General features: G+C 57.0%; 25 protein-coding genes. 4 read left to right on the plus strand and 21 right to left on the minus strand.

Features of this window, described 5'->3' with window-relative positions:
• Positions 1-43 precede the first annotated feature (43 nt).
• The 5 genes from DWV32_RS10115 to DWV32_RS04490 form a co-directional block, all read right to left on the minus strand.
• Entirely contained in the window at positions 44-382 is a 339-nt protein-coding gene (locus tag DWV32_RS10115) for a hypothetical protein (RefSeq protein WP_147346212.1), read from the minus strand.
• A 31-nt stretch (positions 383-413) separates the two neighbouring features.
• Positions 414-1,541: a hypothetical protein gene (locus DWV32_RS10120; RefSeq protein ID WP_147327747.1), complete on the minus strand. Its 1,128-nt coding sequence runs from the start codon at positions 1,539-1,541 to the stop codon at positions 414-416.
• Positions 1,542-1,828: 287 nt separating this feature from the next.
• Positions 1,829-3,508 (minus strand): energy-dependent translational throttle protein EttA, encoded by a 1,680-nt coding sequence (gene ettA / locus DWV32_RS04480; protein WP_117757357.1) that lies wholly within the window; start codon positions 3,506-3,508, stop codon positions 1,829-1,831.
• 183 nt (positions 3,509-3,691) lie between these two features.
• Positions 3,692-4,396 carry an SdpI family protein gene (locus tag DWV32_RS04485; RefSeq protein WP_117757358.1) on the minus strand — a complete coding sequence of 235 codons (705 nt, stop codon included), beginning with the start codon at positions 4,394-4,396 and terminating at the stop codon, positions 3,692-3,694.
• Complete coding sequence (locus DWV32_RS04490; RefSeq protein ID WP_147346213.1) at positions 4,389-4,667, minus strand: autorepressor SdpR family transcription factor; 279 nt, start codon at positions 4,665-4,667, stop codon at positions 4,389-4,391. The genes DWV32_RS04485 and DWV32_RS04490 overlap by 8 nt, the downstream gene beginning before the upstream one ends.
• Positions 4,668-4,966: 299 nt before the next feature.
• Between DWV32_RS04490 and DWV32_RS04495 the strand changes: the two genes are divergently transcribed.
• Positions 4,967-5,764: a ThiF family adenylyltransferase gene (locus DWV32_RS04495; RefSeq protein WP_117757360.1), complete on the plus strand. Its 798-nt coding sequence runs from the start codon at positions 4,967-4,969 to the stop codon at positions 5,762-5,764.
• Between the two features lie 14 nt (positions 5,765-5,778).
• A complete protein-coding gene (locus tag DWV32_RS04500) occupies positions 5,779-6,561 on the plus strand; it encodes a TatD family hydrolase (protein WP_117757361.1) in 783 nt (260 codons plus the stop codon).
• Positions 6,562-6,642: 81 nt separating this feature from the next.
• Here the strand turns inward: DWV32_RS04500 and DWV32_RS04505 are convergent, their stop codons facing one another.
• The 15 genes from DWV32_RS04505 to DWV32_RS04575 all read right to left on the minus strand — a co-directional run bounded on the left by DWV32_RS04505 (position 6,643) and on the right by DWV32_RS04575 (position 22,406).
• Positions 6,643-8,160 (minus strand): FGGY-family carbohydrate kinase, encoded by a 1,518-nt coding sequence (locus DWV32_RS04505; RefSeq protein WP_117757362.1) that lies wholly within the window; start codon positions 8,158-8,160, stop codon positions 6,643-6,645.
• Complete coding sequence (locus DWV32_RS04510) at positions 8,138-8,992, minus strand: BtpA/SgcQ family protein (protein WP_117757363.1); 855 nt, start codon at positions 8,990-8,992, stop codon at positions 8,138-8,140. Before DWV32_RS04510 ends, DWV32_RS04505 begins: the two co-directional genes overlap by 23 nt.
• An 18-nt stretch (positions 8,993-9,010) precedes the next feature.
• On the minus strand, positions 9,011-9,439 hold the full coding sequence (locus tag DWV32_RS04515; RefSeq protein WP_117735290.1) for a secondary thiamine-phosphate synthase enzyme YjbQ: 429 nt from the start codon (positions 9,437-9,439) through the stop codon (positions 9,011-9,013).
• Positions 9,440-9,441: 2 nt separating this feature from the next.
• The gene (locus DWV32_RS04520) at positions 9,442-10,302 is read right to left on the minus strand and encodes an amidohydrolase family protein (protein WP_233540401.1); all 861 of its coding nucleotides are present in this window, start codon (positions 10,300-10,302) and stop codon (positions 9,442-9,444) included.
• 27 nt (positions 10,303-10,329) lie between these two features.
• Entirely contained in the window at positions 10,330-11,130 is an 801-nt protein-coding gene (gene frlD / locus DWV32_RS04525; RefSeq protein WP_117757390.1) for a fructoselysine 6-kinase, read from the minus strand.
• A 121-nt stretch (positions 11,131-11,251) separates the two neighbouring features.
• The gene (locus DWV32_RS04530; protein ID WP_117757365.1) at positions 11,252-12,115 is read right to left on the minus strand and encodes a PfkB family carbohydrate kinase; all 864 of its coding nucleotides are present in this window, start codon (positions 12,113-12,115) and stop codon (positions 11,252-11,254) included.
• Between the two features lie 14 nt (positions 12,116-12,129).
• Positions 12,130-13,098, minus strand: a complete 969-nt coding sequence (locus DWV32_RS04535) for an SIS domain-containing protein (RefSeq protein ID WP_117757366.1) — start codon at positions 13,096-13,098, stop codon at positions 12,130-12,132.
• A 62-nt stretch (positions 13,099-13,160) separates the two neighbouring features.
• The gene (locus DWV32_RS04540) at positions 13,161-14,012 is read right to left on the minus strand and encodes a sugar phosphate isomerase/epimerase (RefSeq protein ID WP_117629752.1); all 852 of its coding nucleotides are present in this window, start codon (positions 14,010-14,012) and stop codon (positions 13,161-13,163) included.
• A 1-nt stretch (position 14,013) separates the two neighbouring features.
• Positions 14,014-15,597 carry an amidohydrolase gene (locus tag DWV32_RS04545; protein ID WP_117716560.1) on the minus strand — a complete coding sequence of 528 codons (1,584 nt, stop codon included), beginning with the start codon at positions 15,595-15,597 and terminating at the stop codon, positions 14,014-14,016.
• Positions 15,598-15,606: 9 nt separating this feature from the next.
• The gene (locus DWV32_RS04550) at positions 15,607-17,070 is read right to left on the minus strand and encodes a YfcC family protein (RefSeq protein WP_117716559.1); all 1,464 of its coding nucleotides are present in this window, start codon (positions 17,068-17,070) and stop codon (positions 15,607-15,609) included.
• A 218-nt stretch (positions 17,071-17,288) separates the two neighbouring features.
• The gene (locus tag DWV32_RS04555) at positions 17,289-18,032 is read right to left on the minus strand and encodes a GntR family transcriptional regulator (RefSeq protein ID WP_117716558.1); all 744 of its coding nucleotides are present in this window, start codon (positions 18,030-18,032) and stop codon (positions 17,289-17,291) included.
• Positions 18,033-18,182: 150 nt separating this feature from the next.
• The gene (locus tag DWV32_RS04560; RefSeq protein WP_316242585.1) at positions 18,183-18,842 is read right to left on the minus strand and encodes an HAD family phosphatase; all 660 of its coding nucleotides are present in this window, start codon (positions 18,840-18,842) and stop codon (positions 18,183-18,185) included.
• 63 nt (positions 18,843-18,905) lie between these two features.
• A complete protein-coding gene (locus DWV32_RS04565; protein ID WP_187361818.1) occupies positions 18,906-19,748 on the minus strand; it encodes a Cof-type HAD-IIB family hydrolase in 843 nt (280 codons plus the stop codon).
• A gap of 237 nt (positions 19,749-19,985) precedes the next feature.
• Complete coding sequence (pgi, locus tag DWV32_RS04570) at positions 19,986-21,680, minus strand: glucose-6-phosphate isomerase (RefSeq protein ID WP_117757367.1); 1,695 nt, start codon at positions 21,678-21,680, stop codon at positions 19,986-19,988.
• Positions 21,681-21,881: 201 nt separating this feature from the next.
• Positions 21,882-22,406 (minus strand): iron-containing alcohol dehydrogenase, encoded by a 525-nt coding sequence (locus tag DWV32_RS04575; protein ID WP_233540407.1) that lies wholly within the window; start codon positions 22,404-22,406, stop codon positions 21,882-21,884.
• Positions 22,407-22,643: 237 nt separating this feature from the next.
• Here DWV32_RS04575 and DWV32_RS04580 point away from each other — a divergent pair, with 237 nt between their 5' ends.
• Both DWV32_RS04580 and DWV32_RS04585 read left to right on the plus strand, forming a co-directional pair.
• Positions 22,644-24,149: a DNA repair protein gene (locus DWV32_RS04580; RefSeq protein ID WP_117757369.1), complete on the plus strand. Its 1,506-nt coding sequence runs from the start codon at positions 22,644-22,646 to the stop codon at positions 24,147-24,149.
• Complete coding sequence (locus DWV32_RS04585; RefSeq protein WP_233540402.1) at positions 24,142-24,567, plus strand: hypothetical protein; 426 nt, start codon at positions 24,142-24,144, stop codon at positions 24,565-24,567. Before DWV32_RS04580 ends, DWV32_RS04585 begins: the two co-directional genes overlap by 8 nt.
• A 26-nt stretch (positions 24,568-24,593) precedes the next feature.
• Here DWV32_RS04585 and DWV32_RS04590 read toward each other — a convergent pair whose 3' ends face one another.
• Positions 24,594-24,977, minus strand: coding sequence for a heavy-metal-associated domain-containing protein (locus tag DWV32_RS04590; protein ID WP_117757370.1), 384 nt, complete (start codon positions 24,975-24,977; stop codon positions 24,594-24,596).
• Positions 24,978-25,125 lie beyond the last annotated feature (148 nt).

The following is a 25,125-nucleotide window of genomic DNA, read 5'->3' on the forward strand; positions in this document are numbered from 1 at the left end:
GGATAGCCAATTGACCATCCGAGGCCGTTTGAATTCAGGCCTTTTAGTTGTCATCGGCGCATATAGACACCAGAGAAGCAAGCTCATCCTCAAGTTGCGGAGCAAAGTATCTAAAAGAAACCTGCGCTCCAGTCGGTATCGACTCAATCATATTCGCAGCATTATCTGAAACTCGGTACGATGCAGTTTCACCTGTCTTCAAATCCTCTATTGAGCAGACAGCGTCTTCAGCATCAATCGACCTAAGCACGCCTTTTCCTTGTAACATCACATCGGCATGCCCGCCAGCTATTTCTAATGAACCTGAGTCTGTCGCAGTCACTTCTCCGGAACCTCCGCGCGATATCTCTTCCTTTGTTGAACAGCCCACCAATGAAGCCATCAGCACCAAAGACAGAGCTAGACGAATCGCCCTACTTCGAAAAAGTCGTTCCATAAGTCCACGCATAATAGCTCTGATCATACTTCAGGAAGGATAAAGATGAATTCCAGCCGTCCGCTATGCCAATCATCTGCCTTGTCTCTCCAGTTTTCTTACCAGTAAGTGTGGCGTAAGCCTCCGCTGTTACAGAATGGGCTGATCCGTTGTACAAACTCGCATGTAAAACATTCGGTCTATTAGAGTTAATCTCATTTTGAATGCTCGCGATAGCCGGAGAGGAGACAGTGCGGGCGATAAGAGTACTTCCTCTGCTTGCGCAGTAATTTGTAAACCCCGTTGCACAGGTTGATATCGGCGTTCCGCCCAAAACAACGCCGGGAACAGTCTGTTCTTCATCGGAAAGAGCATGGGTATTGGTGTAATTCCATATCTGCATATATTGCGAAGGGTCGCTATATAAATTGGCAATGCCATACAGTTCCGCAACGTTCGAAAATGCTGTCACCATACAAGCATAGTGGGCAGTAAGCCTCTTAATCTCGCTTTCATCATATGACATAAACTGAGAAATGGAACGAAATCCAGATACTGTGTAATCCTGCATTTGAGTTGCGTAAATTACGACATCGTTCCAGCTTGAAGGTTTATTCGATAAAACGACAGGCCGTCCTTCTATGGAAACAGCCGGGATTGTTCGTCCGCAATTTGTTGTTATTGAACCGTCCAAAGATTGCACACCGAATTCGAATGGATTGATCATTACGACTGGGTTATTGAAAGAATAAGACTCAACACCAAGATCTCCTCCCCGATCCATAGGGCTGACTAAGCCGTCTCCAAAACGATATCCCGTAAGTATTTCATCATCTGAAGCATCTAAAACCAAATAGCCCGCGGCTCTATTGAATGTCACAACCGGAACAATGTAGCCAAGCGGGGACCCATCAACGTCTACAAAAGGAATAGGGTCAGAAGGCGTATACGAAGAGCCGAGGAGTCCCTTTATATATTTATCGGCAAGCTCTTGCGCAATTTCTGAAGTAAATTGTATCTGCTCACCATCAATATTGCCCGTCGAAGCAAAAACCTCTTTCGGACGTGCGGCCAAGGCGACAATTGAAGACGCGACAAGTTGCAGAAAACGACGACGCGAAAGCATATGTTCTTCTTTCTAGAGGATAGAGGAGCGACTTATAAGATACTCCTATTCTATAACCTTTTTTGTAACGTTACAGCACTGGTTATATTTCAATTCGATTTGCTTATGTCCTTGTAACCCAATACGTCTTTACGTTTTAAACGGAATTAGAAAATCACTCATAGCAAAAACGGGCTTTAATCCCAAAGAGATGACTTTGATTATGAATCAAACCAGCAGCCAGGGCATAGCTGCAGTGCAATTGCTACAAGAAAGGCCGCCCTTGCTGGCGGCCTTTCTACTTGCTACTAGTCACGCGTGAGCTTGCGGTGAATACGATGCGGCTGGGCTGCGTCCTCGCCCAGGCGCTCGATGCGGTTGGCCTGATAGGCCTCGAAGTTACCCTCAAACCAATACCAGTTGCCCGGGTTCTCATCGGTGCCCTCCCACGCCAGGATGTGCGTGGCAACGCGGTCCAGGAACATACGATCGTGGCTAATGACCACCGAGCAGCCCGGGAACTCGAGCAGCGCCGCTTCGAGCGAGGACAGCGTCTCGACGTCGAGGTCGTTCGTAGGCTCGTCGAGGAGCAGCAGGTTGCCGCCCTGCTTGAGCGTGAGCGCCAGGTTCAGACGGTTGCGCTCGCCACCGGAGAGTACGCCAGCGCGCTTCTGCTGGTCCTGGCCCTTAAAGCCAAAGCTCGCCACATAAGCACGGCTCGGAACCTCGGTCTCGCCGACCATCATGTGGTCCAGGCCGTCCGAGACGACCTCCCACAGGTTCTTATCGGGGTCGATGCCAGAACGGTTCTGATCGACATAGGAAATCTTGACGGTCTCGCCAATCTCGAGCTCGCCCGAAGTCAGCGGCTCCAGACCCACAATGGTCTTGAACAGCGTGGTCTTGCCCACACCGTTGGGGCCGATGACGCCCACGATGCCGTTGCGCGGCAGGGTGAACGAAAGGTCATCGATGAGCACACGACCGTCGAACTCCTTGTGCAGATGATGGGCCTCGAGCACCTTGTTGCCCAGACGCGGGCCCACAGGGATGCAGATGTCGGTCCAGTCGAGCTTCTGGCTTGCGCGGGCCTCGGCCTCCATCTCCTCGTAGCGAGCCAGACGGGCCTTGTTCTTGGCCTGACGGGCCTTGGGCGAGCTGCGTACCCACTCGAGCTCGGCCTCCATGCGCTTGGCGAGCTTGGCGTCGCGGTTGCCCTGCGCCTCGATTCGGGCGGCCTTGGTCTCCAGATACGTGGAGTAGTTGCCCTTGTAGGGGTAGAGATGGCCGCGGTCGACCTCGCAGATCCACTCGGCAACGTTATCCAGGAAGTAGCGGTCGTGCGTGACGGCAAGGACCGCACCCTGGTAGTTGTGCAGGAAGTGCTCGAGCCACAGGATCGACTCTGCGTCCAGGTGGTTGGTGGGCTCGTCGAGCAGCAGCAGGTCGGGAGCCTCGAGCAGCAGTTTGCACAGCGCCACGCGACGGCGCTCACCGCCGGAGAGCACGTTGACCGGCATGTCGGAATCAGGCAGCTGGAGGGCGTCCATGGCCTGGCCGAGCTTGGAATCGATATCCCAGCCGTCGGCGGCGTCGATCTCGTCCTGGAGCTTTCCCATCTCGGCCATGAGGGCGTCCATGTCGCAATCCGGGTCGCACATCTCCTCGCCGATCTTGTTGAAGCGATCGACCTTGGCGATCATGTCGCCAAACGCCATGCGCACGTTCTCGATGACGGTCTTGTCGTCGTCGAGCGGCGGCTCCTGCTGCAGGATACCCACGGTATAGCCGGGGGTAAGCCTGGCATCGCCGTTGGAGACCTCCTCGATACCGGCCATAATCTTGAGCAGGGTCGACTTGCCCATGCCGTTGGGGCCCACGACGCCGATCTTGGCACCGGGGTAGAAGCTCAGGGTCACGTCGTCAAGGATTACCTTGTCGCCATGGGCCTTGCGAGCCTGATACATCTGGTAGATAAACTCTGCCATTTGCCTGTTTTATCCTTTCTACCTGCCGTTTCCCTATTCTTGTTTCGCTTTAGTAGAAACGAAATGAGGAAATCAGCTCTGAAACGTAACGAAAAGGGGCATGGTTGCCCACACCCCCTAATACTACCTGGGAAAAGTCCCCCGGAACAAAATATGAACTGCGTACGCTAGTTTTCCGCAACCTTACCGAACAGCCCGCTGAGACTTGCGCCACAGCAGATACGAGTAGACGTAGGCAGCTCCGGCCGATCCAAACGCCAGCACCGCAATCACTGTGGCGACGACTTCACTCGATAGCACGCTGCCCGCCACACCCATCACAATCAGACCAACGCCCAGCACCATAAAGCAAGCACCGCCAAAGCGCTGCGTACGGCGCCAGTTCTCGGGATCGGCAAGCGCCCAGGGCGTCTTGATACCGAGCGTATAGTTCTGCTTTACGCGCGGCAAGTAGTTGCCTACGCCGATGAACAGCAAACCGACAGCACCGGAAATCAGCACGTTGACCGAACCGACCGCCGGCACAACGCCCCAGACCGTAAGCTCTCCCAGCCAGCTTATGGCGCACATGAACAAGGTGAAGGCGATTACGAAGCCCTGATAGAACTTGCCCGAGGTTCGATATGCCTCACCTTTGGGATCGATGCGCGGCACCACGTAGAACATTGCGAGAAGCGCCAGAGGCAGCACGCCGAGCGCGGAGGCCATCCAGCTAGGACCCCAACCGTCGACGGCGCCATTCGCGCCCCAGTGCGTGGGAATCTGCGCCGGCAAGCTCGGCATCACCCAGAGATGCGCAGCAACATTAATAGCGCAGACCACAACAAGCATGGCCCACGCGCGCGACGATACCCCCGTGGCGTGAATGCCCTTGTTTTCGTTATTCATCCTTATCACCTTCCGTGTTTGTAAAGCCCATAAACCAACCGATCAAGTCCTGCATGACGGTGGTGTTTAAGCTGTAAACGATGCTTTGGCCATGACGTTCGTCGGTCACCAACCCGGCGCTTTTGAGCGTCGACAAGTGATGGCTCAATGACGGCTTGCTAATGTCAAAATGCGCAGCAAGTTCCCCTGCCGTGCAGCTGCCCTCGCGCAGCAGTTCCAAAATGCGCCGCCGCGTAGGATCAGCCAGCGCTTTAAAACCCTCTCCCGGCATAGGACCTCCTCTCAGCATTTCGTTCGACGCGCACACTATACTCGGTATTTAGATGTTTGTCTAATTATCTAATCTTATACTCAAAAAAATAGCCGCCCCCGCGTAGTGCGAAGACGGCCACTTCTCACGCCATAAACGTGTTTCGGAGTTGGCTAACCCGCGGCAACGGGTGCCATCTGCTTCATCTTATGCGAATCCCGATCTCATTTCAACAAGCCCCTAGGGCTCAAATGGAATCGTGATAGTCCCTATAATGACATTAGCCAAAACTCGATCCGCTTCCCCATCGGAGGATATCTATGACCGAAACCGCAGCTGCAGCTCCCGTCGAGACACGCGACACAAAGCTCGAGATCATCATGGGCCGCGAGGCGCTTGATAAACTCGCCAACGCCACGGTGCTGGTGCTCGGCTGCGGCGGCGTGGGATCCAACTGCTGCGAAGCGCTCGCCCGCGGCGGCATCGGCCATTTTGTGATCCTGGACAAGGACATCATCGCGCCCAGCAACATCAACCGCCAGGCCATCGCCTTTCACAGCACCATCGGCAAGCGCAAGGTGGACGTAATGGAAGCCATGATCAACGATATCAACCCCGCCGCCACCGTCATCAAGCGTACCGAATACCTGTTGAGCGACAACATTGATGAGTTCTTCGCGAACGTTTTGGAGCAGACGGACGGCAAGCTCGACTACGTCGTCGACGCCATCGACACCATTTCGGCCAAGCTCACCATTGCCAAATATGCTCAGGACCACGACGTTCGTTTGGTTAGCTCCATGGGTGGGGCCAACAAGCTCCATCCCGAGTGCCTCCGCTTTGCCGACATTTTCGATACGGTACGTGACCCCATGAGCCGCATCATGCGCAAAGAGTGCAAAAAGCATGGCATCAAGAGCCTTCGCGTGTTGTTTAGCTGCGAGGAATCGGTTAAGACACAGCCTCGCGACCCTTCCAACATCCACGAGCGTACCGAGCTGGGAACCGCGAGCTTTATGCCGCCCATCATGGGCCAGATGATTGCCGGCGAGGTTATCCGACAGATCAGCGGACGCGGCACCGAGCGCGTGCGCGCCGACGGCCAGCGCCTGGACTAGCGGAGTGCGCCGAGATGGAGCCCCGGTTATTTGATGCACACTGCCATCTTGATTTGATGACTTACCCGAATGCTGTTGCCGACGAAACTGCGGCTATAGGGTTGGGGGTCTTTGATTGCGGAGTCGACCCACGCGACTTCGCGGCAACAAAAAAGCGAGCCAGCCGCTACCCAAACATTATCGCGGGCGTCGGCCTCCATCCCTGGTGGCTCGCCGACGGTCGCTGCGGTCCCGCCGAAGTCAACCTGCTTTGCGAAGTTGCTGCCCAAGAGCGCTACATCGGCGAGGTGGGACTCGACTTTTCCGCACGCTTTGCAGGAAGCGAGCCGCTACAAATACAGGCGCTTGACCGGCTCTGCGATGCGCTCGTGCAGCATCCTCTTGTCGGGCGTGTGATATCAATTCACGCCGTTCGTTCGGCAGGAACCGTACTGGACGTCCTCGAATCGTATGGACTACTCATCCCAAACCCCGACTCCCCCGCTATCATCTTCCACTGGTTTAGCGGTACTTCGGACGAACTCGTCCGCGCGCGAAACGCAGGCTGCTATTTTTCCGTGAACGAGCGTATGCTCGCCACCAAGCGCGGCCGCGAATATGCCCGACAGATTCCACTCGACCGTCTACTGCTCGAGACCGATGCGCCGGCCGAGCCAAACACAGAAACAAGCGCGCAGTCGCTCATCAAATCGCTCGCAAGGGCCTCGATGCGCATTGCCTCACTCAAAAACTGTGACGCAAAGCGCATCGAGTCGGTAGTTTTAGCAAATGCGCACTCTGTTTTTGACCTTCGCTAACCCCTGAGGGCAAAAATGCCAAGGGACATGCGAATCGCACAACGCAGTCCCTATTTTGGAAGGCAGTACAATTCGGCAGCATTACACCAATTCGTGCATGAGATCACGGTTGCGTGCATACAATTCGTCAAAGATATGGCGGCGCGACGCATATAACTCGTGGGCAGCCATATCGGGTACGATTGTTTGCGCAACGCCAAGGACTTGGGCGAGCTCATCCCATGATGCATAGGCGCCACCTGCGAGAGCTGCCATGATGGCATCGCCGAAGCATGCGCCCACCGTAACCTTGGCAACCGAGACCTCGCGCCCGCATACGTCGGCGATAGCCTGCATCCAAACTGGATTCTTGGTTCCACCTCCGACAAGCATAATGCGCCCAATTGGCAGTCCATGCTCTCGCTCGATAATGTCGACATGGGATGCAACGGTATACGCGACGCCTTCCAAGGCGGCGCGAACCATATGGGCTCGCGTATGCCTTCCGGTCAAGCCAAAGAAGACGCCACGCGCCTCGGGATCGTTGAGCGGAGTACGCTCCCCCGCAAAGTACGGCAGACACAGGATCCCATCGGCACCCGGCGCCACGTCGGCGGCATCATGCGCCATAACCGAATATGCATCGGGGCCACCGTGGCCCTCGGCCTCTACGGCGTCGCGATACAGCTCTTGGCGCAGCCACGATGTGAGCGCACCCGCCGTATTGGTCCCCGCGCAGATCCCGTAAGTTCCGGGAATGATAAACGTCCCTGGCCACAGACGGGCATCATCGATCATATGATCAGCTAGGTAGATGAAATACGCCGTACTCCCCAACTGAACCATCATATCGCCGGGACGGAATACACCCGTCGAAATGGCCTCGGCACCAGAGTCGCCCGTTCCCACTAAGACAGGTGTCCCTGCCGCGAGCCCCGTCGCCTCAGCCGCACGCTGCGTAATCACCCCGGCAATATCGGTAGCCGACATTACCTCCGCCATCTGGTCAGGCCGGCAGAAACGAGCACATTCCCGAGCATCAACCTTCCAAGTGTAGCGGTCATATAGGGGAAGAAAATCCTCCGCCAAATAACGGTCCACCGTAAAACGCCCCGTCAACTTTGCGCACAGAAACGATGACGCCGTCAGGAACTTCGCAGCACGTTCGTGCACCTCGGGCATATTCTCCTTAAACCACAAGATCTTTGGAGCAATATCTGACGAACAGGGATCGTGCCCGAAAAGCTCGCGTGCGCGATCTGACCCATATTCGGAAAGAAGCTCGTCAATCTGCGGCTTCGAACGTGCATCGACTCCGTACAAAATCGCGGGCGCCAGCGCGTTGCACTCGGTATCGACCGGCACGCAGTCGCAACCCAATGCGGAAAGGCCGACGCATCCGATCTGCACCGCGTTAACCCCCGATCGCACCACCAGCTCGCGCGACAAGCGGCAAAAATCGCCCCACCAAACTGCCTCCGCATCATGCTGGTACCATCCATCACACGGGTTGTCCGTCTCGTGTCCACAAGAGGCCTGGCAAACGATGTTGCATCGATCATCGATCAAAACGCCTTTAGAGGCGCTTGTCCCAATATCAATACCCAGATAAAACGCCATAGGTGCCTACTCCCCCCCGCGCCGTACGAGCGGCAGCCATAAAACGAACTACCCGCTCAACATCAACCGGGGCATCCAGCTTTCCGTCGCGCTTTAAGCACGTGCCGACAAACGCGCCATCGTAGTGAGCAAATACGTCAGCCACGGTATTTTCGCGACAACCGGTGCCACATACCACAGGCACTTCGCCAACACGCTCGCGAACCTCATCGGCAAGCTCGCCCGAAGCGCCACGACCGGCAGCCGAACCGCCGATGACCATCGCATCCGGTAGGCAATTAAAGAGAAGTGAATCGGCAATGTCCGCAGTCGTGCGGTCGTTGAGATAAACCTCCCCCTCGCTCGTGATGAAGTGAAAAAGCTTGAGGTCGTCCAAGCGCAGCGCCGCCTTGCGACGCATGGTGTGCGCGAAATCTCGGTTAATCAGCCCGAGATCACCGGCCCAGGCACCGCAAAAATTGCAGCGCGTGAACTGCGCATCGACGGCAGCGCACAGCTCGATTGTGGCATCACCATCGTAAATAGCCTCAGCTCCCCAAGGGGTCGACAAATCATGGGACAGAGCCCCGATTACATAGCCCATCGATGCAAGGGTTGAGGGAGAAACGTGCTGCTCATAGGGCATCGAGAGCTCATTGGTAATCAAAATGCCATCGACACCGCCCTGCTGCAACGCTTCGAGATCGCGCTTGGCGGCTTCCACGACCTGCGATACGATTCCACCCGGATAAAACAGTGGATCGCCCGGCAGAGGACGCAGGTGCAGCATTCCGATAACCGGCTTTTCGGTCTTGAACATCGAAGTTAGAAACGACATAACGTGCTCCTTCATAGGGCTATTGCAGGGGCGTTACTCCCCCAACACCTCGACGTACACTTTTCGCTTCTGCGGACCGTCAAACTCCGCAAGATAGATGTTCTGGGCACCTCCGCACACGATGTGGCCATCTTGGACGGGAAAGAAACAACTGTTTCCACAAATCATGCTCTTGATATGCCCGCAGGAGTTGTTGCCGGTAGCTCCATAGCTCGGCAGGAAGTGTGCATGCGCATAGGGGGCATCGAGCGGGGCGATGCGATCAAGCGTCTCCATAAGATCCGTCTCCACGCAGGGCAGCCCCTCGTTTACCACGATTCCACAGGTCGTATGCGACAAAATAATCGCTGCCAAGCCATTCGTCACCGAGCTGCGTTCGATGGCAGCGTGCACGTCTTCGGTAATATCGATGAACTGGTCCGGAGCAGTCGATAGATAGCTCAATGTCTCGAGCGTCACCATGTTCACTCATCCCCTTCAAGAAAACGCAGGGCATTACCCCAGTAGAGCCTTTCTCGCGCATCATCGCGCATGGACACGGTATCGAGCGCCCGCTTGAGTTTGAACGCACGGAAGCGTGGCGTATTGCTGGCGAACATCACTTGATGCGATAGCGCGCGCTCATACCACAGCGGCCCCATATCGACCGTGAAAAGACGCTGCATCATCTCCTCGGGCGAATCGATGTAAGTGATAGAGGTGTCCGCGTAGCAGTTGGGATACTTGAGCAGCATCGCCACGGTCTCGCGCACCCAGGGCCAGCCAAAGTGGGTCAAACTAAAGCGCACATTTGGATGCGTTGCGATTGTGTGCTCAAATGCAAGCGGGTTACTGCGCGAGAGCTCCGCGCCCGGCTCCCAAGACATACCGGCATGAAAAACCACTGGCTTGTTATAGCGCTCGCACAGCTCGTAAAGCGGCTCGGCCACGGCATCATCGGGGGCAAAACCCTGCTTTGCCGGATGCAGGCAAAGCCCCTTTGCCCCCAACTCGGTAAAGGCGCGCTCCAATTCGTCTGCGGCACCGCTCACCTGCGGATCTACGCTCGCAAATCCCCACAGACGATCGGGATGCGCGGCAACCAGCATGGCAATCTGGTCATTGGTGCCAAAGTGCCCTCCGCATGCCGTGGTTACATCGAGCGGCATGAGCACGCTCTTCTGCACATCGCAGACGTCCATCTCGACTTGAAGCTCATCCCAATCCATGGGGCCCATATGCCCCATACCATATTCTCGTGACCAAAAACCGAATCCATCAGGCTCATCACCCGGCGTACAGATCTCGCCGTAGAGCATGGGCTGAACCAACATGTCGATAACCATTTCGTACTCCTTTCCAGGCATTTGACCCTAGTACGGCTCAAACGAACCAATCACTCGGGACGACAGCTCAGCGCCCGCCTTCATACACGCCGGAATATCAAGGCCATCGATCACGCCCTTGGTAAACCCGGCAATATACGAGTCGCCGGCACCCACGGTGTTAACGACCTTCTCCGCCGGCACGATCCCGCACTCATAGAAGCGCTCACCGTCATAGGCAATGCTTCCCTTCTCACCAAGCGTGGCAACTGCCACCCGCGGTCCCAGCTCCTGTACGTGACGTACCCAATCACGCAGCTCCGGAGTGTCCTCTTCAAACGACATGAACGCATAGTCAACGTAGGGAAAATGGTTCTCGCAGGCATATTCGGGATCCTGGCTGAACACCGAGAAGTCCATAACCACCGTCTTGCCCGCATCATGCCATTCGGGCAGGAGGTCCAAACAATTGCCAAACAGGTCGGTGTGAATGATGTCATGTTCTAGGATAAACGCCCGGTCATCTTCATTCGGTCGATATGCCTCCATTACGCCATCGATTGCCTCGAGATGTACGCGATCGACGCCGTCTTTCAACGCCATGAGCATCACCGAGGTGTCGCCATCCTCCACCCGCAGATGTGAGATATCGAACCCCTCAGCGGCCAGCGCCTCCCTCATCTTGTCTCCGTACTCGTCCTTGCCGACAACCGACACGGCGGATACCGAAACGCCCATTCGTGCAAGATGGATACCCCAGTCAATGCCATTACCAGTCGGATAGAACACGCCGATGTTTTGATAGACGTCCGCACAGCAAAAACCAGCTGCGCACGCTTTAATACCCATGGTCTTCTCCAATGTTCAAAAGGGGACCCACCACATGGCGAGCCCCCTTTTCGCGTTTCGCTTATTGTTTTGCATCGGCTGTCCAAAGCCTCATAGCCAGACCGCCGTACGCTTTCTTAAGCTATTCGACGATTGGTGCTCCGTGGCCCCAAGAACCTTCCATGCCGCACACGGTCGAAGCAAACCCGGCAGCAAAGTCGAGCGCGCGCTCGATGGCCTCGGCGCCATCCTCACCACGCTTGACGGAATCGAGATAGCACATCAAAAACGAGGTGAGGAACGAGTCGCCCGCCCCCATGGTGTCCTTCATGTCCGTTACCGGTTTAGCCAGCTGGCGGTAATAACGCTCGCCGTCGTAAGCAATGCAGCCCTCGGCGCCCGCCGTAGCCGACACAAAACGCGGACCCAGACCCTTCACCCATGCCAGACGCTCGCGAATCTCGTCCTCGCTCGCGGCATCCGCCGCACTAAAGAAAGCGAAATCGACGTAGGGCGCAATCTGCTCGTAGTACTCGTCGGTGGAGTCGTCCGAAAAGTCAAAAGAGACCGTGACGCCCGCAGCCTTCAACTTGGGCAGCTCGCGCTCGGTAAAGCAATAGTTGCCCGAATGAACCACATCGAACTGCTTCATGTACGAAAGGTCAAAGCGATCGAGGACATAGCGCGCATCGCCACGGATACCGCCCTCGTTGGAGCCGAGGAAGACACGGTCACCGTCAACGACGGTCACGCGAGCCGCTCCGTTCTCGCCAATCATCTGCTCGCACTTGTCAAGCTCGATACCCTCATCCTCGAGGCTTGCAATGACATGCTCGGCAGCGGCGTCATTGCCAAAAATGCCCATGTATGCAGAGCGTGCGGCACCGCATTTCTTGGCATAAACGGCGAAGTTCACCGCATTGCCGCCGGGATACATGGTGTGGATATGCTCGTAGCGATCGACGACGTTGTCGCCAAATCCGAGCGCGTTAACGTTAAATGCCATGGCCTTTGCCCCTTCTAGTACTCGACAACACCCATATAGCGACGGAAATCGGGATCGTGATCAAACACCTTGCCGCGTGCAGCACGCAGCTCGCAGTTCATGGCGTAGAACAGCACCGGGTCCAGATAGGCACGGACGCTCGCCGGCACGGCTTCCATACCGTACTCCTTGGCATCGAGCACCATCAGCGTATCGGTATGCGTCTTAAGGAACGCAAGGGCGCGCTCGTCCATAGCACGGCACTCGCTGGAGCCCATCTGCAGGAAGTAAAAAACGCCATCCTGAGTAGCCTCGAAGGGGCCGTGGAAGTACTCGGCAGAGTGGATGTAGCTGCAGTGCTGCCACTGCATCTCCATAAGAGAGCAGATAGCGAAACCGTAGGTCTGGCTAAAGTTGGGACCGCTGCCCAGAATGTAGAAGAACTCGTGCTCCTGGCAAAGCTTGGCAAAACGATCACCTAGCTCGGCATTTACCTTCTCACGTGCCGGGGGAAGAATCTTATCCATCTCGGCGATACCGGCATACATATCGGCAAGATCGGCGTAGCCCTCCTGCTGATCGAGCAGCTCGGCCGCAAGCGACAGCGAAATGCCAGCGGGGACCTCGGCCTGCGGCACGCCCTCGCCCCACGGGTAGACCCACGTGGTCCACTTGCCGGAGTCAATCTTGGATCCAGCGTTGTCGGTCTGGGCGATCACCGTAGCGCCGGCAGCAAGGGCAATCTCGCAGCCCTCGACGACCTCGGGGGTGTTGCCACTGTGGCTGCAAGCAATGACCAGGGATTTCTCGCTTAAGCGGCGCGGGCGCATGATATCAAACTCGCGAGCCGTATAGATATACGAAGTGAAGGTGGTTGCCTCGCGCTGCAGAAGCTCATGAGCCGGGATCAAATCGATCATGGAGCCACCGCAAGCAATCCAGTAGACGCTGTCGAACTTGCCCTTCTCGGCAATTGCCTCTTTGATCAGATCGTGTGCGTTCATATCCAGTTCCTTTCTTGTTTGGTCCGCAATCAATGACGTTGGCTGCGTGGCCGATAGTTGTTTTAGTCAATCAGATATTTCTCGAATGCGGCCATGTTCTTGGCATCTGCCGCCGCCGGGTCATCGTAGTAACGCCCGTCCGTGATTTCCTGGCCCAGCATGCCATCGAAACCATGGGCATTAAGCGTGGCGACGAAGGCGTCCATATCGTGCTTGCCATCGCCCCACACCAGATGGCCATACGGGTCACCGTCGATAAAGTGCATCTCGTGAATTGCCCCATCACCAAAGGCGGCAAACCAGTCCTCGAGCGTCTCGCCCGCAACGCCCATCGCGGTTGTATCAACCATGGGCTGTAAGTACGGGCTCGCGACCTCGTCAATCATGCGCTTCGCATCGGAAACCGTCGTTACAAGGTTGCTCTCCTCGGGACGCAGGCTTTCCATCGTAAGCACCAGACCGTGCTCACCGGCATACTCCGCCAGAATGGACAAGTGCTCGCGGCTGCGCTTCCAGGCTTCCTCGCGGTCCTCGTCCCAGTCGCCCCAGCCCGAGTTGACGGACATACGGTCGCACCCAAGTACCTCGGCAAGCTCAATGCCGTGCTTAAAGTACGCCAGGCTGCGCTGTTCATGCAGCGGTTTGCGTGCGCAGTACTGCCAAGGATAGACAACATTCTCGGGGCACAGAGTACGATACCTAAGCCCACGGTCTGCAGCCTTTTTCGCCAGGACCTCAGCCTCAAAGTAGCCCGTGTGGTCGAGCGTCACATGCGGCTCCGCACACCACAGCTCAATGGACTCAAAGCCCAAACGCTGCTGCACATCAAGGAAGTAATCGAGCGACCACATGATGTAGTGGATATTCATGCCCGCAATCTGTTCGCGGCGCAGCGTCGGTTTGGATTCAGACATCTTATGCCTCCTTATTTCGATCGAACACGATTTGTCCGTCCGACATCGTCATATCAACCGAAAGATCGCGTGCGTCGCGATAATCGAGGTCGAACACATCCCGATCGAGCACGCAGATATCGGCAAGCTTGCCGACCTCAAGCGTACCCAGTTCGTCTTCGCGCATCAGATCGTACGCGCCCCCGGCAGTCCAAGCACGCAAGAGCTCGACAAGCGTCAGCGCGTTGGCCTCATTCACGGGCAGCCCATCGTCGAAGTATCCACCGCACGCGCTGTAGATTGACTCGCCCAGGCTCGGAATCAGCAGTGGCAAATCCGTACCACAGCACACCGTGCATCCGGAATCTTCCATGCCGCGGCGATTCCAGCTGTGCAAAAGTCGCGTCTCGCCAATTTGTCGACGCATCATCGACAGGCAATCCTCGCGCCGGTCCAGCGTCAAAATCTGCGGATAGACCTCGCAAATTCCACCTAACTTGCCAAACTCGACAAGATCGGTCGGATCAGAGTTCTCGAGATCGGTAATCGCATGGCGGCGAAGCAACCGTCCATGCTCGTCTCGAGGCAGCGAGGCATAGAGCGCCACGGTGCGACGAACGGCGCCATCGCCCTGGCAATGCAAGGAATATCGGAAGCCGTCAGCATCAATTGCGCGCAGCTCGTTCTCAATCAGATCCCACTCGGGCTCCTCGACAACCGTCTTGCCGGCAGCTCCCGCATCGGCCGTGTCCTCATAGGGGTCAATCATCTCGGCAAGCCCCGCCCATACGCCGCGATCGGTCATACGGTTGAAGCCAGAAAAACGAACGAACGGTCCCCGAAAGCGCTCTCGTGCCTCGCGAGCATACGACAGATTTGCACCGGCACCCACCGGCTGCGACATCATAGAGACGCGAACCGTCAGCTCACCAGATTCTTCACGGCGAGCCATTTCGTCGGCAAAACCGTAGTAGTCATCAAACGCCATCTCCTTGATGGCGGTAACGCCGCGCTCGTTAAGCATGCTCATGTAGTCCGAATACCCCGCACGTACCTCGGGCAGCGCGAGGAAATCGCTCATCATGCGCCAGATCTTCTCGGCATAGCACGCCTGGGGTGTGAAGCCGTATCGCGCACTGGCGGCAGCATTGAGAACGCAGGTCTCCGCACCCGGTGTAAAGCAGACGACAGGGATATCGCCAAAACAATCGTCAAACACAGCCGCCGTATTTGCGTTCTCGGCATCCGATGCCAACGTTTCGGGTAGGTTGTGGCCAAAAGCCGCCGCGCAATCCGGATGATCTTCTTTCCATGCACGCAAGAGCGACACGGCCTCTTTGGCATCAGCGATGCCGGACAGATCAGGCCCCAACGTCCGCAGCGCCCAGCCTGTATAGAAGGTATGCACATCGATCAGGCCAGGCATGACGGTGCGGTCGCCCAGGTCAACTACCTCGTCCGCCTGGGTCAAATACGAAGCTAGCTCACACTTGGTGCCAACAGCCTCAATTCGATTGCCACGGACCGCTACGAAACCTTCAAACGGCAGGTCCCCCGTACCGGTAAAGACGCTCTTAGACGTCAGGACCGTCAAACGATCAGACATCACAACCACCTACGCCGGAAGCATGCCAGAAATTGCCGTTACGATCAGGCCAAAGACGACCATGAAGATGAAGAACTTCCAAATGGTCTTCCACCATTGGCCAAACGAAATCTTAGCCACGCCAAGGCCGGCAACCGTCATGCCCGCCACGGGACTGATGGTGTTGATGGTCTGGTTGGCAAACTGGAGCGCGGTAACGGCCGCCTCGGGATTGAGGCCCATGAGCTCGGTCAGGGGGCCCATAACGGGCATGGTGAGTGCCGCCAGGCCAGAACTCGAGGGAACCAGCAAAGAGAGCAGGCCAAGGACGATATACATAAACGTGGTGTAGACGGCGGCGGGCGCACCGGCGAGCGCAGTAGCGAGCGCCTGGAGGATGGTGTCGATGATCATGCCGCCCTCGGCGATGACCAGAATACCGCGAGCGATACCGATAACGATGGCGGCGTACGCAAAGTCGGCGAGACCTTTAACGAACTCCTCAGCAATCGTCTGCTGGTCAAGACCGCCCAGGATACCGGCAAGCAAGCCCATGCCAAGGAACACGGCGGAAATCTCATTCATGTACCAACCCTGGGTAACAAGACCCCAGACGATAATGCCCATACCGCAAGCAAAATCGATAAGCACGAGCTTCTGACGGGTAGTGAACTCTTCCTCGATGGAGGCATCGGTCACGGAAAACTCGATACGCTTGAGCTTATCGTCCTCGTACGTAATGGACGACTCGGGGTTTTTCTTGACGCGCATGGCGTAGCGCATGGCCCATGCGATACCGACGGCAGTGAAGATGACCCAAGAAACGGCGCGCAGCCACAGTTGCGGATTGCCCTCGATGCCAATGATGCCCTGGGCGATCAAAACATTAAACGGATCGATGGTCGAAGCGCAATATCCCAGGTTAGGACCAAGGAAGCAGATGATGAATGCCGTCATCGAGTCATAACCGATACCCATCATGATGGGAATGAAGATGGCATAGAACGGCAGGGCTTCCTCAGACATACCAAACGTGGTGCCGCAAATGGACAGCAACGTCATCGTGATGGGAATGATGAGGATGTCCTTGTTCTTGAGCTTTTTAATCACGCGGCTCATGCCGGCATTCAAAGCGTTGGTCTTGGTGATGATTGCGAACGACCCGCCAATCAATAAGACGAACGCAACGACGTCGGCAGCCTCCTGGATGCCCTTAGTGGGCGCTTGCAGGACCGCGAAGATATCCTGCCCCAGATTGATGGTCTCGCCGGTCTCGGAATCGGTGTAGTTCTTATCGACCTGTTCATAGGTTCCAGCAACGGCGACTTCACGCTCGCCCGCCGCTGTCGAAATCGTCTTGCGCTGATACTGACCAGAGGGAACGATCCAAGTCAAGACCGCAAAGACAACGATCAGCAAGAACATGATCGTATAGACATGCGGTAATTTGAACTTAAAACGTCTGTTTGTCTTCTTCGCCTTCGTATCTGACATAGATACCTCCAAAGAACTCGAGACTGCATCGCATCTCGCTTCAACGTTTGCACAAGGCAAACGTTCTATGACGTTCTATAGGTTACCAGCAGCTTTTCTCGCCATCAAGATAATTTCAAACTGATTGCCGCAACGCGGTTGAACGGTTGCGTTTGCGCCGTGAACGGTATGGAAACGCCCGGTGAGATGATCCACCGGGCGCTTTCATACGCAATGTCCTAGATGTCAAAAACGTAGCGAGACCCAACGATCCGCTGACGACCGATGATAAACGGCCGCCGCTGCTCATCGAAAAAGAAGGCTTCCATATAAAACAAGGGTTCGCCAACGGGAACTGCCAACAACCGAGCGACCTCGGGCGACGCACACGCGATCTCAAGCGTGCATGGGTCGGTAAACGCGGGCGTGCGGCCCGTCAGGTTGCGCACGAACTCAAAAATGGATTGGTTAGATAGAGGTGCCGTTGATAGATAGGCGTTGTCCTCGTAAACATATATGTTGTTCTCGAGCATGACAGGGACGCCATCGGCAGTACGCACGCGCTCAACGCAGATCAAGTCAGTTCCAACGGGAACACCAAAGAACTGTGCTTCGGTGGAATCCGCCGGCAGCATCTTTCTCGAAATGACACGCGCCCCCGGTTCCATTCCGTTAACGCGGCATGCGTCCGAAAAACTCTGGACGTCATCCTTCTGGCGAATCTTGCGCTTGAGCTTGGGGGCATTGACAAACGTGCCTTTCCCCTGTCGCTTCGTTAGATAGCCCTGTTGGACGAGCTCCTCAATAGCGCGTCGCACGGTAACGCGGCCAACTTTATAGCTCTCAGCCAATTCGAATTCGTTGGGTATCCGCGCACCTGCCTTGTAGGCACCGGAGTTGATTTCGTTTTTGATGATATCGATAACCTGTTGGTACAGCGGTATCGCTGCTTTACCGTCAGTTAGCCCTTCAGTCGGTGGCATATACCCTCTCCAAGCACAATTAAGCCTAAAACGGACTTAGGGGCATTCAACAAGTCCTTAAGCCCGCATTAGCTTAAAGTATGCTAGGTGTCGCACCAAAATGTCGGCTATTTACTCATCAGACCCGAAAAACGCGCAACTACCGCGCTCCTAAGAAAGCTCAAGCAGTTCCGGCAGCTGGTCGATGATCTTGTCCGCAGCATCCTGGCTAAAGCCAAACCGCTCCTCGCGCTTGGCGATTACCGTCAGACCCGCTCGCTTGCCGGCAGTGATGCCAGGCACCGAATCCTCAACGCAGCAGCAACGGACCGCAGGCAGCCCCAACAGGTCCAGCGCATGCAGGTAGATGTCGGGCTCGGGCTTGCTCTCCTTAAACTGCTCGCCGCTCACCACGTACTCAAAGGCATCCGACAGACCACATGCATCGAGTACTTCCTCGATGCTGTCCATGGGAGACGAGCTCGCCAGCGCCACGCGAACGCCGCGGCGCGGCAACTCTCGAATCGTATCCACAGCGCCCGGGTTAATCAAAGCCTGGTAGTCACGCGGACGCTTATGCGCCCACTCGTCCCAACGGGCCAATGCCTCCTCGCCAGTGAAGTGCCCTTTACCGGCGCGCTCAAACCAATCGACTAGCATATGCAGGAAGAACTGATGTGAGGTACCAACCTGCCCGTTCAACTCCTCTTGGGTCAGATTCAACCCAAGCTCCTTGGCAAACGCGGCAGTCTCCCCCAGGTAGTAATACTCGGTATCGACAATGACGCCGTCCATGTCAAAGATAACGGCGTCGAACGGAAATGCGGACACGGCACCCTCCCTAACAAAAGGGCGCCCGCAAGCGGACGCCCGAACCATGCACTATCGGCGATTCTAACCCAGCAGCTGGTCAAGTGCTACCGCGATACCGTCTTCGTTGTTGTTGGCGGTCACCATCTGGGCCACGGCCTTGACTTCATCGACAGCGTTACCCATGGCGACGCCGGTACCAGCCCACTCGATCATAGACTTGTCGTTCTGGCCGTCGCCAAACGATACGACCTCGCTGGCATCGATGCCGAGCTTGGGCAGGGCACCCTCGAGCGCACGGGCCTTATCGATACCGGGCGCCGTGTACTCAAAGTACCAGTCGGCCGTAAACATGCCCGAAAGCGTCTGCTTAAAGGGCGCATACATCTCCTCGTAATGCGCCTGCAGGTAGGCCGGATCGCCCGCCGTCAGCAGCTTGTCCACGGGATAAGTGTCCACGACCTCATGCAGGCTCTCGACCTCGCGAATCTTAAGGTCGCACGCATCGCGCTCGTATTTGACGATGTTTTTCTGCGAGCCGTCAGGCAGCGTGATCATGCAATGGTACGAGTCCTCGACGTGCAAATCGCGACCGAGCGAGATGATGGGGATCACGTCAAAATTACGCAGGTGATCAATCAGGCGATGCAATTCGTCGGCAGGCATAGCCTGATCGAACAGCACCTCGTCGGTCTGAGCATCGACGACGTGCGCGCCATTAAAGGCAACTAGCAGACCATCATGGTTCTGAAGGTCGAGCTCCTGCGCCAAGGCATGCAGCCCCCATGCGGGACGACCCGAAGCCAAGATAAGCTTAATGCCCGACTCCTGCGCCGCGAGCAGTTTCTCGCGCGTACGCGGGCTGATGACCTTTTGGTCGTTGGTGAGCGTACCGTCGATATCCATTGCGATGGCTTTGATTGCCATATATGCCTCCCTGACATTGAACAACCTTGTCTGAGCCATCATACAGAACACCCACGGCGGCGTTGTTTGCAACGGGAAAAATGTCATATTGTCCCAAACATGAACGGCGCGCCTTCGACGATTGCGATGCCCGTCGAGGCGCCTCCCGATACATTCCATCCTATCCAAATAGCAAAGGGCCCGCATCCCAACGGATACGGGCCCTTGTCGGCTATGCGTTAGTTTTCGCAGCGAATCCTACTTGCGGTGAGCTCGGTAGAACTCGATGAGCGCCTGGGTCGAAGCGTCCTGTTCGGCCTTGGCGGCGTCGTCGTGGAAGGCCGGGGTGATCTGCTTGGCAAGCTGCTTGCCAAGCTCGACGCCCCACTGGTCGTAGGAGTCGATGCCCCAGACCGTGCCCTCGACAAACGTGATGTGCTCGTACAGGGCGATGAGCTCACCAAGCGCGAACGGGGTCAGCGTGTCGCCAAAAATCGAGGTCGTCGGACGGTTGCCCTCAAAGCAGCGGGCCGGGACGATCTGCTCGGGCGTGCCCTCGGCACGCACCTCATCGGCCGTCTTACCAAAGGCGAGCGCCTTGGTCTGGGCCAGGAAGTTGCCCAGGAACAGCTCGTGCACGTCCTGGCCGCTGTCGGTCGCAGGGTTGGCGGTATTGGCAAAGGCGATGAAATCGGCCGGGACCACCACGGTGCCCTGGTGCAGCAGCTGGTAGAAGGCGTGCTGACCGTTGGTGCCGGGCTCGCCCCAGAAGATCTCGCCGGTATCGGAGGTCACAGCGCTGCCGTCCCAGCGGACATGCTTGCCGTTGGACTCCATGGTGAGCTGCTGCAGGTAGGCCGGGAAACGGTGCAGATACTGGCAGTACGGAAGCACGGCGTGGCTCTTGGAACCGAAGAAGTTGACGTACCAGACGTTGAACAAACCCATCAGCGCGACGGCATTGTTCTCGAGCGGCGTGTTGCAGAAGTACTCGTCGATGGCGTGGAAGCCCTCAAGGAACTGCTGGAAACGCTCGGGGCCGAGCACGACGATCAGCGACAGGCCCACGGCGGAGTCGACGGAGTAGCGGCCGCCGACCCAGTTCCAGAAACCAAAGGCGTTAGCCGGGTCGATACCGAAAGCCTCGACCTTCTCGAGTGCGGTGGAAACGGCGACGAAGTGCTTTGCCACAGCCTCGGCGTTCTGCTCATCGGAGCCATCGATGGCGCCCTGAGCCTTGAGCTGCTCGAGCATCCAGGTCTTGACCTCGCGGGCGTTGGTGAGGGTCTCGAGCGTGGTGAAGGTCTTAGAGACGATGATCACGAGCGTGGTCTCGGGATCCAAACCCTTGAGCTTCTCGGCCTGGTCGTTGGGGTCGATGTTGGAGATATAGCGGCAGTCGATACCGGCGTCGGCATAGGGACGCAGGGCCTCGTAAGCCATGACCGGGCCCAGATCGGAGCCGCCGATGCCGATGGACACCAGGTGCTCAATCTTCTTGCCGGTAACGCCCTTCCACTCACCGGAGCGCACGCGCTCGGCGAAGGCATACATGCGATCGAGGACCTCGTGCACGTCGGCGACGACATCCTGGCCGTCGACGATAAGCTGGCCTTTCTCGCTTGCCGGACGGCGCAGCGCGGTGTGCAGGACGGCGCGGTCCTCGGTGGTGTTGATGTGCTCGCCGGAGAACATGGCGTCGCGGCGCTCCTCGAGCTTCACCTCGCGGGCAAGATCGCACAGCAGTTTGACGGTCTCATCGGTCACCAGGTTCTTCGACAGATCGAAGTGCAGGTCACCGGCGTCAAAGCTCAGCTTGTTCACGCGCTCGGCATCGGCGGCGAACCAGGCCTTGAGGTCGATACCCTCGGCCTCGAGCTTCTCCTGATGAGCCTCGAGCGCCTTCCAAGCGGCAGTCGACGTGGCGTCGATAGGTGCGGCAACAGTTGCCATAGAGTCCTCCTCAGCATACGGGCGCACACCTCCATGCACGCCCGGATATTCAGATAGCCCTATTCTAGCGCAGGTCAAGACTACAATCAGCGAGCGTTATCAATCCGCCCCTAAACGGCGACCGACCAAAAAGGGACAGGTTTATTTTGGCAGGTCAAACGCTTTACCTACCAAAATAAACCTGTCTCTTTTTGGCGGACATTAGGCCGCGGCGCACACGCTGCCGAGCAACTCGCGCAGAGGAGACCCAATGCCCTCAAGCAGTTCGGGAGCGATAATGGCAAAAACGGGAACCTCGCCGGCTCCCGCGACGGCAGGCACCTTGCCCTCCGAGACAATGCATCCATAAGGCACAAAGCCGTCTTCGCCGGCATCGAGCGCCGCCATGCGACGCGCGAGCTCGCGCGCAAAGCCGGCAGTATCGGCATCGCCAATCGCCAGGACAAAGTCCACGCCTTCGTCGGTCGCCAGGGCTACGGCCTCATCGACCAAATCGTCTCCCCCATCGCCCCCGACCAAGCCGCAGCGAAAAAGCACGCGTTCGAGCAGAGCTCGATCAAGCGAGCCGAGCGCCGCCGAGACGAGCTCATCGTGCGTATGTTTGTCACCGCCCAACACGACCAGCGCCTTGGTGCCACCATAGTGAGCGACCAATCGTCCGCACCAGCGAGCCACGTCTCCATCCGCAACAAGGCGCGTCGGCATACCAAACCCATAATTGACCATCTTTTCCACAACCCTTCCGTGCGTATAGGCGGTATCAATCGTTAGGCTCATGCTACGAAGCGAGGTTTTCCGAGCTGTTTCGCACTCTTTAGAGCTGCGTTAAAACCCGATCCAACCGCACGACCATACCTACCAAAACAAACCAGTCCCTTTTTGACAGGTTTTGACGACGTCCGGACGAGCGGGTATTATCGAACAGGTATTCGATAAGAACATGTGTTTGATGAAAGGACACGGATGGCGCACGAGCAGCACACCTATATCTGCATCGACCTCAAGACGTTTTATGCCAGCATCGAGTGCGTCGACCGTGGGCTCGATCCGCTCACCACCAACCTGGTCGTTGCCGACGAATCGCGCGGGCGCACGACCATCTGCCTCGCCATCACGCAGGCCATGAAGGACTTAGGGATTCACAATCGCTGCCGCCTATTCGAGATTCCCGATGGCATCGACTACATCACGGCCGTACCGCGCATGCAGCACTATATGGAGGTGTCGGCGCAAATCTACGGCATCTATCTGGAATACGTAAGTCCGCAAGACATTCACGTCTATTCAATCGATGAATGCTTTATCGACGTGACGCCCTATCTGGACCTCTATCACACAGATGCGAAAGGGTTCGCCTGCACGCTGCGCGACGAGGTCCTCGCGCGCACCGGCATCACGGCGACGGTCGGCATCGGCCCCAACCTATTCCAGGCCAAGGTAGCGCTCGACATTACCGCCAAGCACGTACCCAGCCGCATCGGCATACTCGACGACGAGACCTTTCGCAAGGAGATCTGGCCCCATCGTCCCATCACCGATATCTGGGGCATCGGTCCCGGCGTGGCAGCCCGCCTCGAGAAATACGGCGTCTACGATCTGATAGGCGTCGCGGCGCTCGACGAAAACCTGCTTTACGACGAGCTCGGCGTCAATGCCGAATATCTCATCGACCATGCCTTCGGGCGCGAGCCGACAACCATCGCCGATATCCAAGCCTATCGCCCGCAAGCAACTTCGACCACCACAGGACAGGTGCTCTCGAAGGGTTATGCCTACGAACAGGCCTATACCGTCTTGCGCGAGATGGTCGACAACGCCGTTTTAGACTTGGTCGATAAGCACGTGGTCTGCGACAGCATCTCGCTCTTTGTGGGCTACGCGAGCGAACGCGCCGACATACGCCGCCTCGACGCCAGCGGTACAGCGCAGTATGTGGACGGATGCGGGCACCTGCGCTCGAGCACATCGAGTATCGAACCCACCGCAACCGCCGGCCCCGAGCTCGCGCCCCGTGCGCCCAAGCCCGTCCAGCGCGATGACGAACGGCGTCGCCTGGTGCGCGAAGCGCAGGCAATCGATGGCATCTTTGTGGGAGAGCATGGCGGCAAACCGCGCGGTGGCTATGCCGCACTCTTTGCGCACTCTAACGCCTCGCGAAAGCTGCCCGAGCGTACCAATTCGTTTAAGAAGATCATGGGCTATTTCGATGAGCTCTGGGCGCAGACTGTCGATCCCAAACGACCGGTCAAGCGCATCAACCTGGGATTTGGCAACCTCATGCCCGAGGAATTTGCCACCATCGATCTATTCAGCGATATCGAGGCCGATGAGCGCGAGCGCGACCTGGCGCGCGCCGTCCTGGCCGTGAAAGGCAAGTACGGCAAGAACGCGCTCGTCAAGGGATTAAGCTTTACCGCCGGCGCCACCGCGCGCGAACGCAACGAACAAGTTGGAGGACACCGTGCCTAAACCCAAACAACAGCCCGTGCGCCCGCCGACCGCCTTCGAGCGCCTGGCGGACCCCGAGGGCAGACGCCGCGCCGCCGACCCCAACCTCACTGCCAACGGTGCCGTGCGCGCCAACCGCGCCGCACAGTTTATGCCCTTTGCCGCCCTCACAGGATACTACGAACTCGTGCGCAAGCAGGAAATCACCGTCGAGCCAAAACGTGAGCTCACGGAAGAAAAAGCCCTCGTGCTTTCTAAAAAACTCGAGGGTCTCAAACGTGGCGACTTGGTTCGTGTCACCTATTACGATACATACGGCTATCGCAGCCGCACCGGCATCCTCGACGAGGCGCTCCCCGCCTTCAAGCTCCTCAAGCTCCGAGACATCGCCATCGACTTCGACGACATCCAAGACATCGAACTGCGCGGACGAGCCTAGCCAATGAAGCGCATCCAGAGCGACGCTTACAGCGTCATGACGTAGTAGCCCGCGTCTTTCACGGCCGCCTCGAGGACATCACGATCAACCGGCTGCTTAGAGCGCACGCGTGCCGTGTGGTCCGCATACGTCACCGTTGCCCACACGCCATCCAGTGCATTGAGGGCATTGGCTACGTTCTGAGCGCAGCCGTCACAGCCCATGCCGCCGATGAGCAGCTCATCGCTATAGGGATAGTGGGACGGATCGGTATCCGCAACTACTACCTTCTTGGCCTTCTTACCGCTCGCGCCATCGCTGCAGCAGCTCTTTCCGTGTGTCGAAGCGACAATGCGACGCAGGCCAAAGAACATGCCAACGATAATCACGGCAAGCACGATGAGATTCGCAGGGTTGAGCAAGTCACTCATGCGTTCCCCTTTCAAGTAGCCTTATCTAGATACCCCCATAGGGTGTCCCCATCTTAACCCAAAATCATGTCCGTTCGGTCAATTAGTTTCCCTCTTCAAACTTTTTTGTTGACCATGGCTTACTTTCGTGTATAAGTTTTCCTAGGCT

This window comes from Collinsella sp. AF04-24 (genome assembly GCF_003465685.1).
GTDB classification, from domain to species: Bacteria; Actinomycetota; Coriobacteriia; order Coriobacteriales; family Coriobacteriaceae; genus Collinsella; species Collinsella aerofaciens_AP.

What these genes read in the sequence shown, in the direction of transcription:
- DWV32_RS04590 (WP_117757370.1), bottom strand. Translation starts at nt 24,977, where the DNA reads ATGAGTGACTTGCTCAACCCTGCGAATCTCATCGTGCTTGCCGTGATT.
- DWV32_RS04535 (WP_117757366.1), bottom strand. Translation starts at nt 13,098, where the DNA reads ATGAACGCACACGATCTGATCAAAGAGGCAATTGCCGAGAAGGGCAAG.
- DWV32_RS04510 (WP_117757363.1), bottom strand. Translation starts at nt 8,992, where the DNA reads ATGAAGGAGCACGTTATGTCGTTTCTAACTTCGATGTTCAAGACCGAA.
- DWV32_RS04565 (WP_187361818.1), bottom strand. Translation starts at nt 19,748, where the DNA reads ATGGCAATCAAAGCCATCGCAATGGATATCGACGGTACGCTCACCAAC.
- ettA (WP_117757357.1), bottom strand. Translation starts at nt 3,508, where the DNA reads ATGGCAGAGTTTATCTACCAGATGTATCAGGCTCGCAAGGCCCATGGC.
- DWV32_RS04505 (WP_117757362.1), bottom strand. Translation starts at nt 8,160, where the DNA reads ATGGCGTTTTATCTGGGTATTGATATTGGGACAAGCGCCTCTAAAGGC.
- DWV32_RS04550 (WP_117716559.1), bottom strand. Translation starts at nt 17,070, where the DNA reads ATGTCAGATACGAAGGCGAAGAAGACAAACAGACGTTTTAAGTTCAAA.
- DWV32_RS04520 (WP_233540401.1), bottom strand. Translation starts at nt 10,302, where the DNA reads ATGGTTATCGACATGTTGGTTCAGCCCATGCTCTACGGCGAGATCTGT.
- DWV32_RS04500 (WP_117757361.1), top strand. Translation starts at nt 5,779, where the DNA reads ATGGAGCCCCGGTTATTTGATGCACACTGCCATCTTGATTTGATGACT.
- DWV32_RS04555 (WP_117716558.1), bottom strand. Translation starts at nt 18,032, where the DNA reads ATGCCACCGACTGAAGGGCTAACTGACGGTAAAGCAGCGATACCGCTG.
- DWV32_RS04515 (WP_117735290.1), bottom strand. Translation starts at nt 9,439, where the DNA reads ATGGTGACGCTCGAGACATTGAGCTATCTATCGACTGCTCCGGACCAG.
- DWV32_RS04495 (WP_117757360.1), top strand. Translation starts at nt 4,967, where the DNA reads ATGACCGAAACCGCAGCTGCAGCTCCCGTCGAGACACGCGACACAAAG.
- pgi (WP_117757367.1), bottom strand. Translation starts at nt 21,680, where the DNA reads ATGGCAACTGTTGCCGCACCTATCGACGCCACGTCGACTGCCGCTTGG.
- DWV32_RS04540 (WP_117629752.1), bottom strand. Translation starts at nt 14,012, where the DNA reads ATGTCTGAATCCAAACCGACGCTGCGCCGCGAACAGATTGCGGGCATG.
- DWV32_RS04545 (WP_117716560.1), bottom strand. Translation starts at nt 15,597, where the DNA reads ATGTCTGATCGTTTGACGGTCCTGACGTCTAAGAGCGTCTTTACCGGT.
- DWV32_RS04530 (WP_117757365.1), bottom strand. Translation starts at nt 12,115, where the DNA reads ATGGCATTTAACGTTAACGCGCTCGGATTTGGCGACAACGTCGTCGAT.
- DWV32_RS04580 (WP_117757369.1), top strand. Translation starts at nt 22,644, where the DNA reads ATGGCGCACGAGCAGCACACCTATATCTGCATCGACCTCAAGACGTTT.
- DWV32_RS10120 (WP_147327747.1), bottom strand. Translation starts at nt 1,541, where the DNA reads ATGCTTTCGCGTCGTCGTTTTCTGCAACTTGTCGCGTCTTCAATTGTC.
- frlD (WP_117757390.1), bottom strand. Translation starts at nt 11,130, where the DNA reads ATGGGTATTAAAGCGTGCGCAGCTGGTTTTTGCTGTGCGGACGTCTAT.
- DWV32_RS04575 (WP_233540407.1), bottom strand. Translation starts at nt 22,406, where the DNA reads ATGGTCAATTATGGGTTTGGTATGCCGACGCGCCTTGTTGCGGATGGA.
- DWV32_RS10115 (WP_147346212.1), bottom strand. Translation starts at nt 382, where the DNA reads ATGGCTTCATTGGTGGGCTGTTCAACAAAGGAAGAGATATCGCGCGGA.
- DWV32_RS04485 (WP_117757358.1), bottom strand. Translation starts at nt 4,396, where the DNA reads ATGAATAACGAAAACAAGGGCATTCACGCCACGGGGGTATCGTCGCGC.
- DWV32_RS04490 (WP_147346213.1), bottom strand. Translation starts at nt 4,667, where the DNA reads ATGCCGGGAGAGGGTTTTAAAGCGCTGGCTGATCCTACGCGGCGGCGC.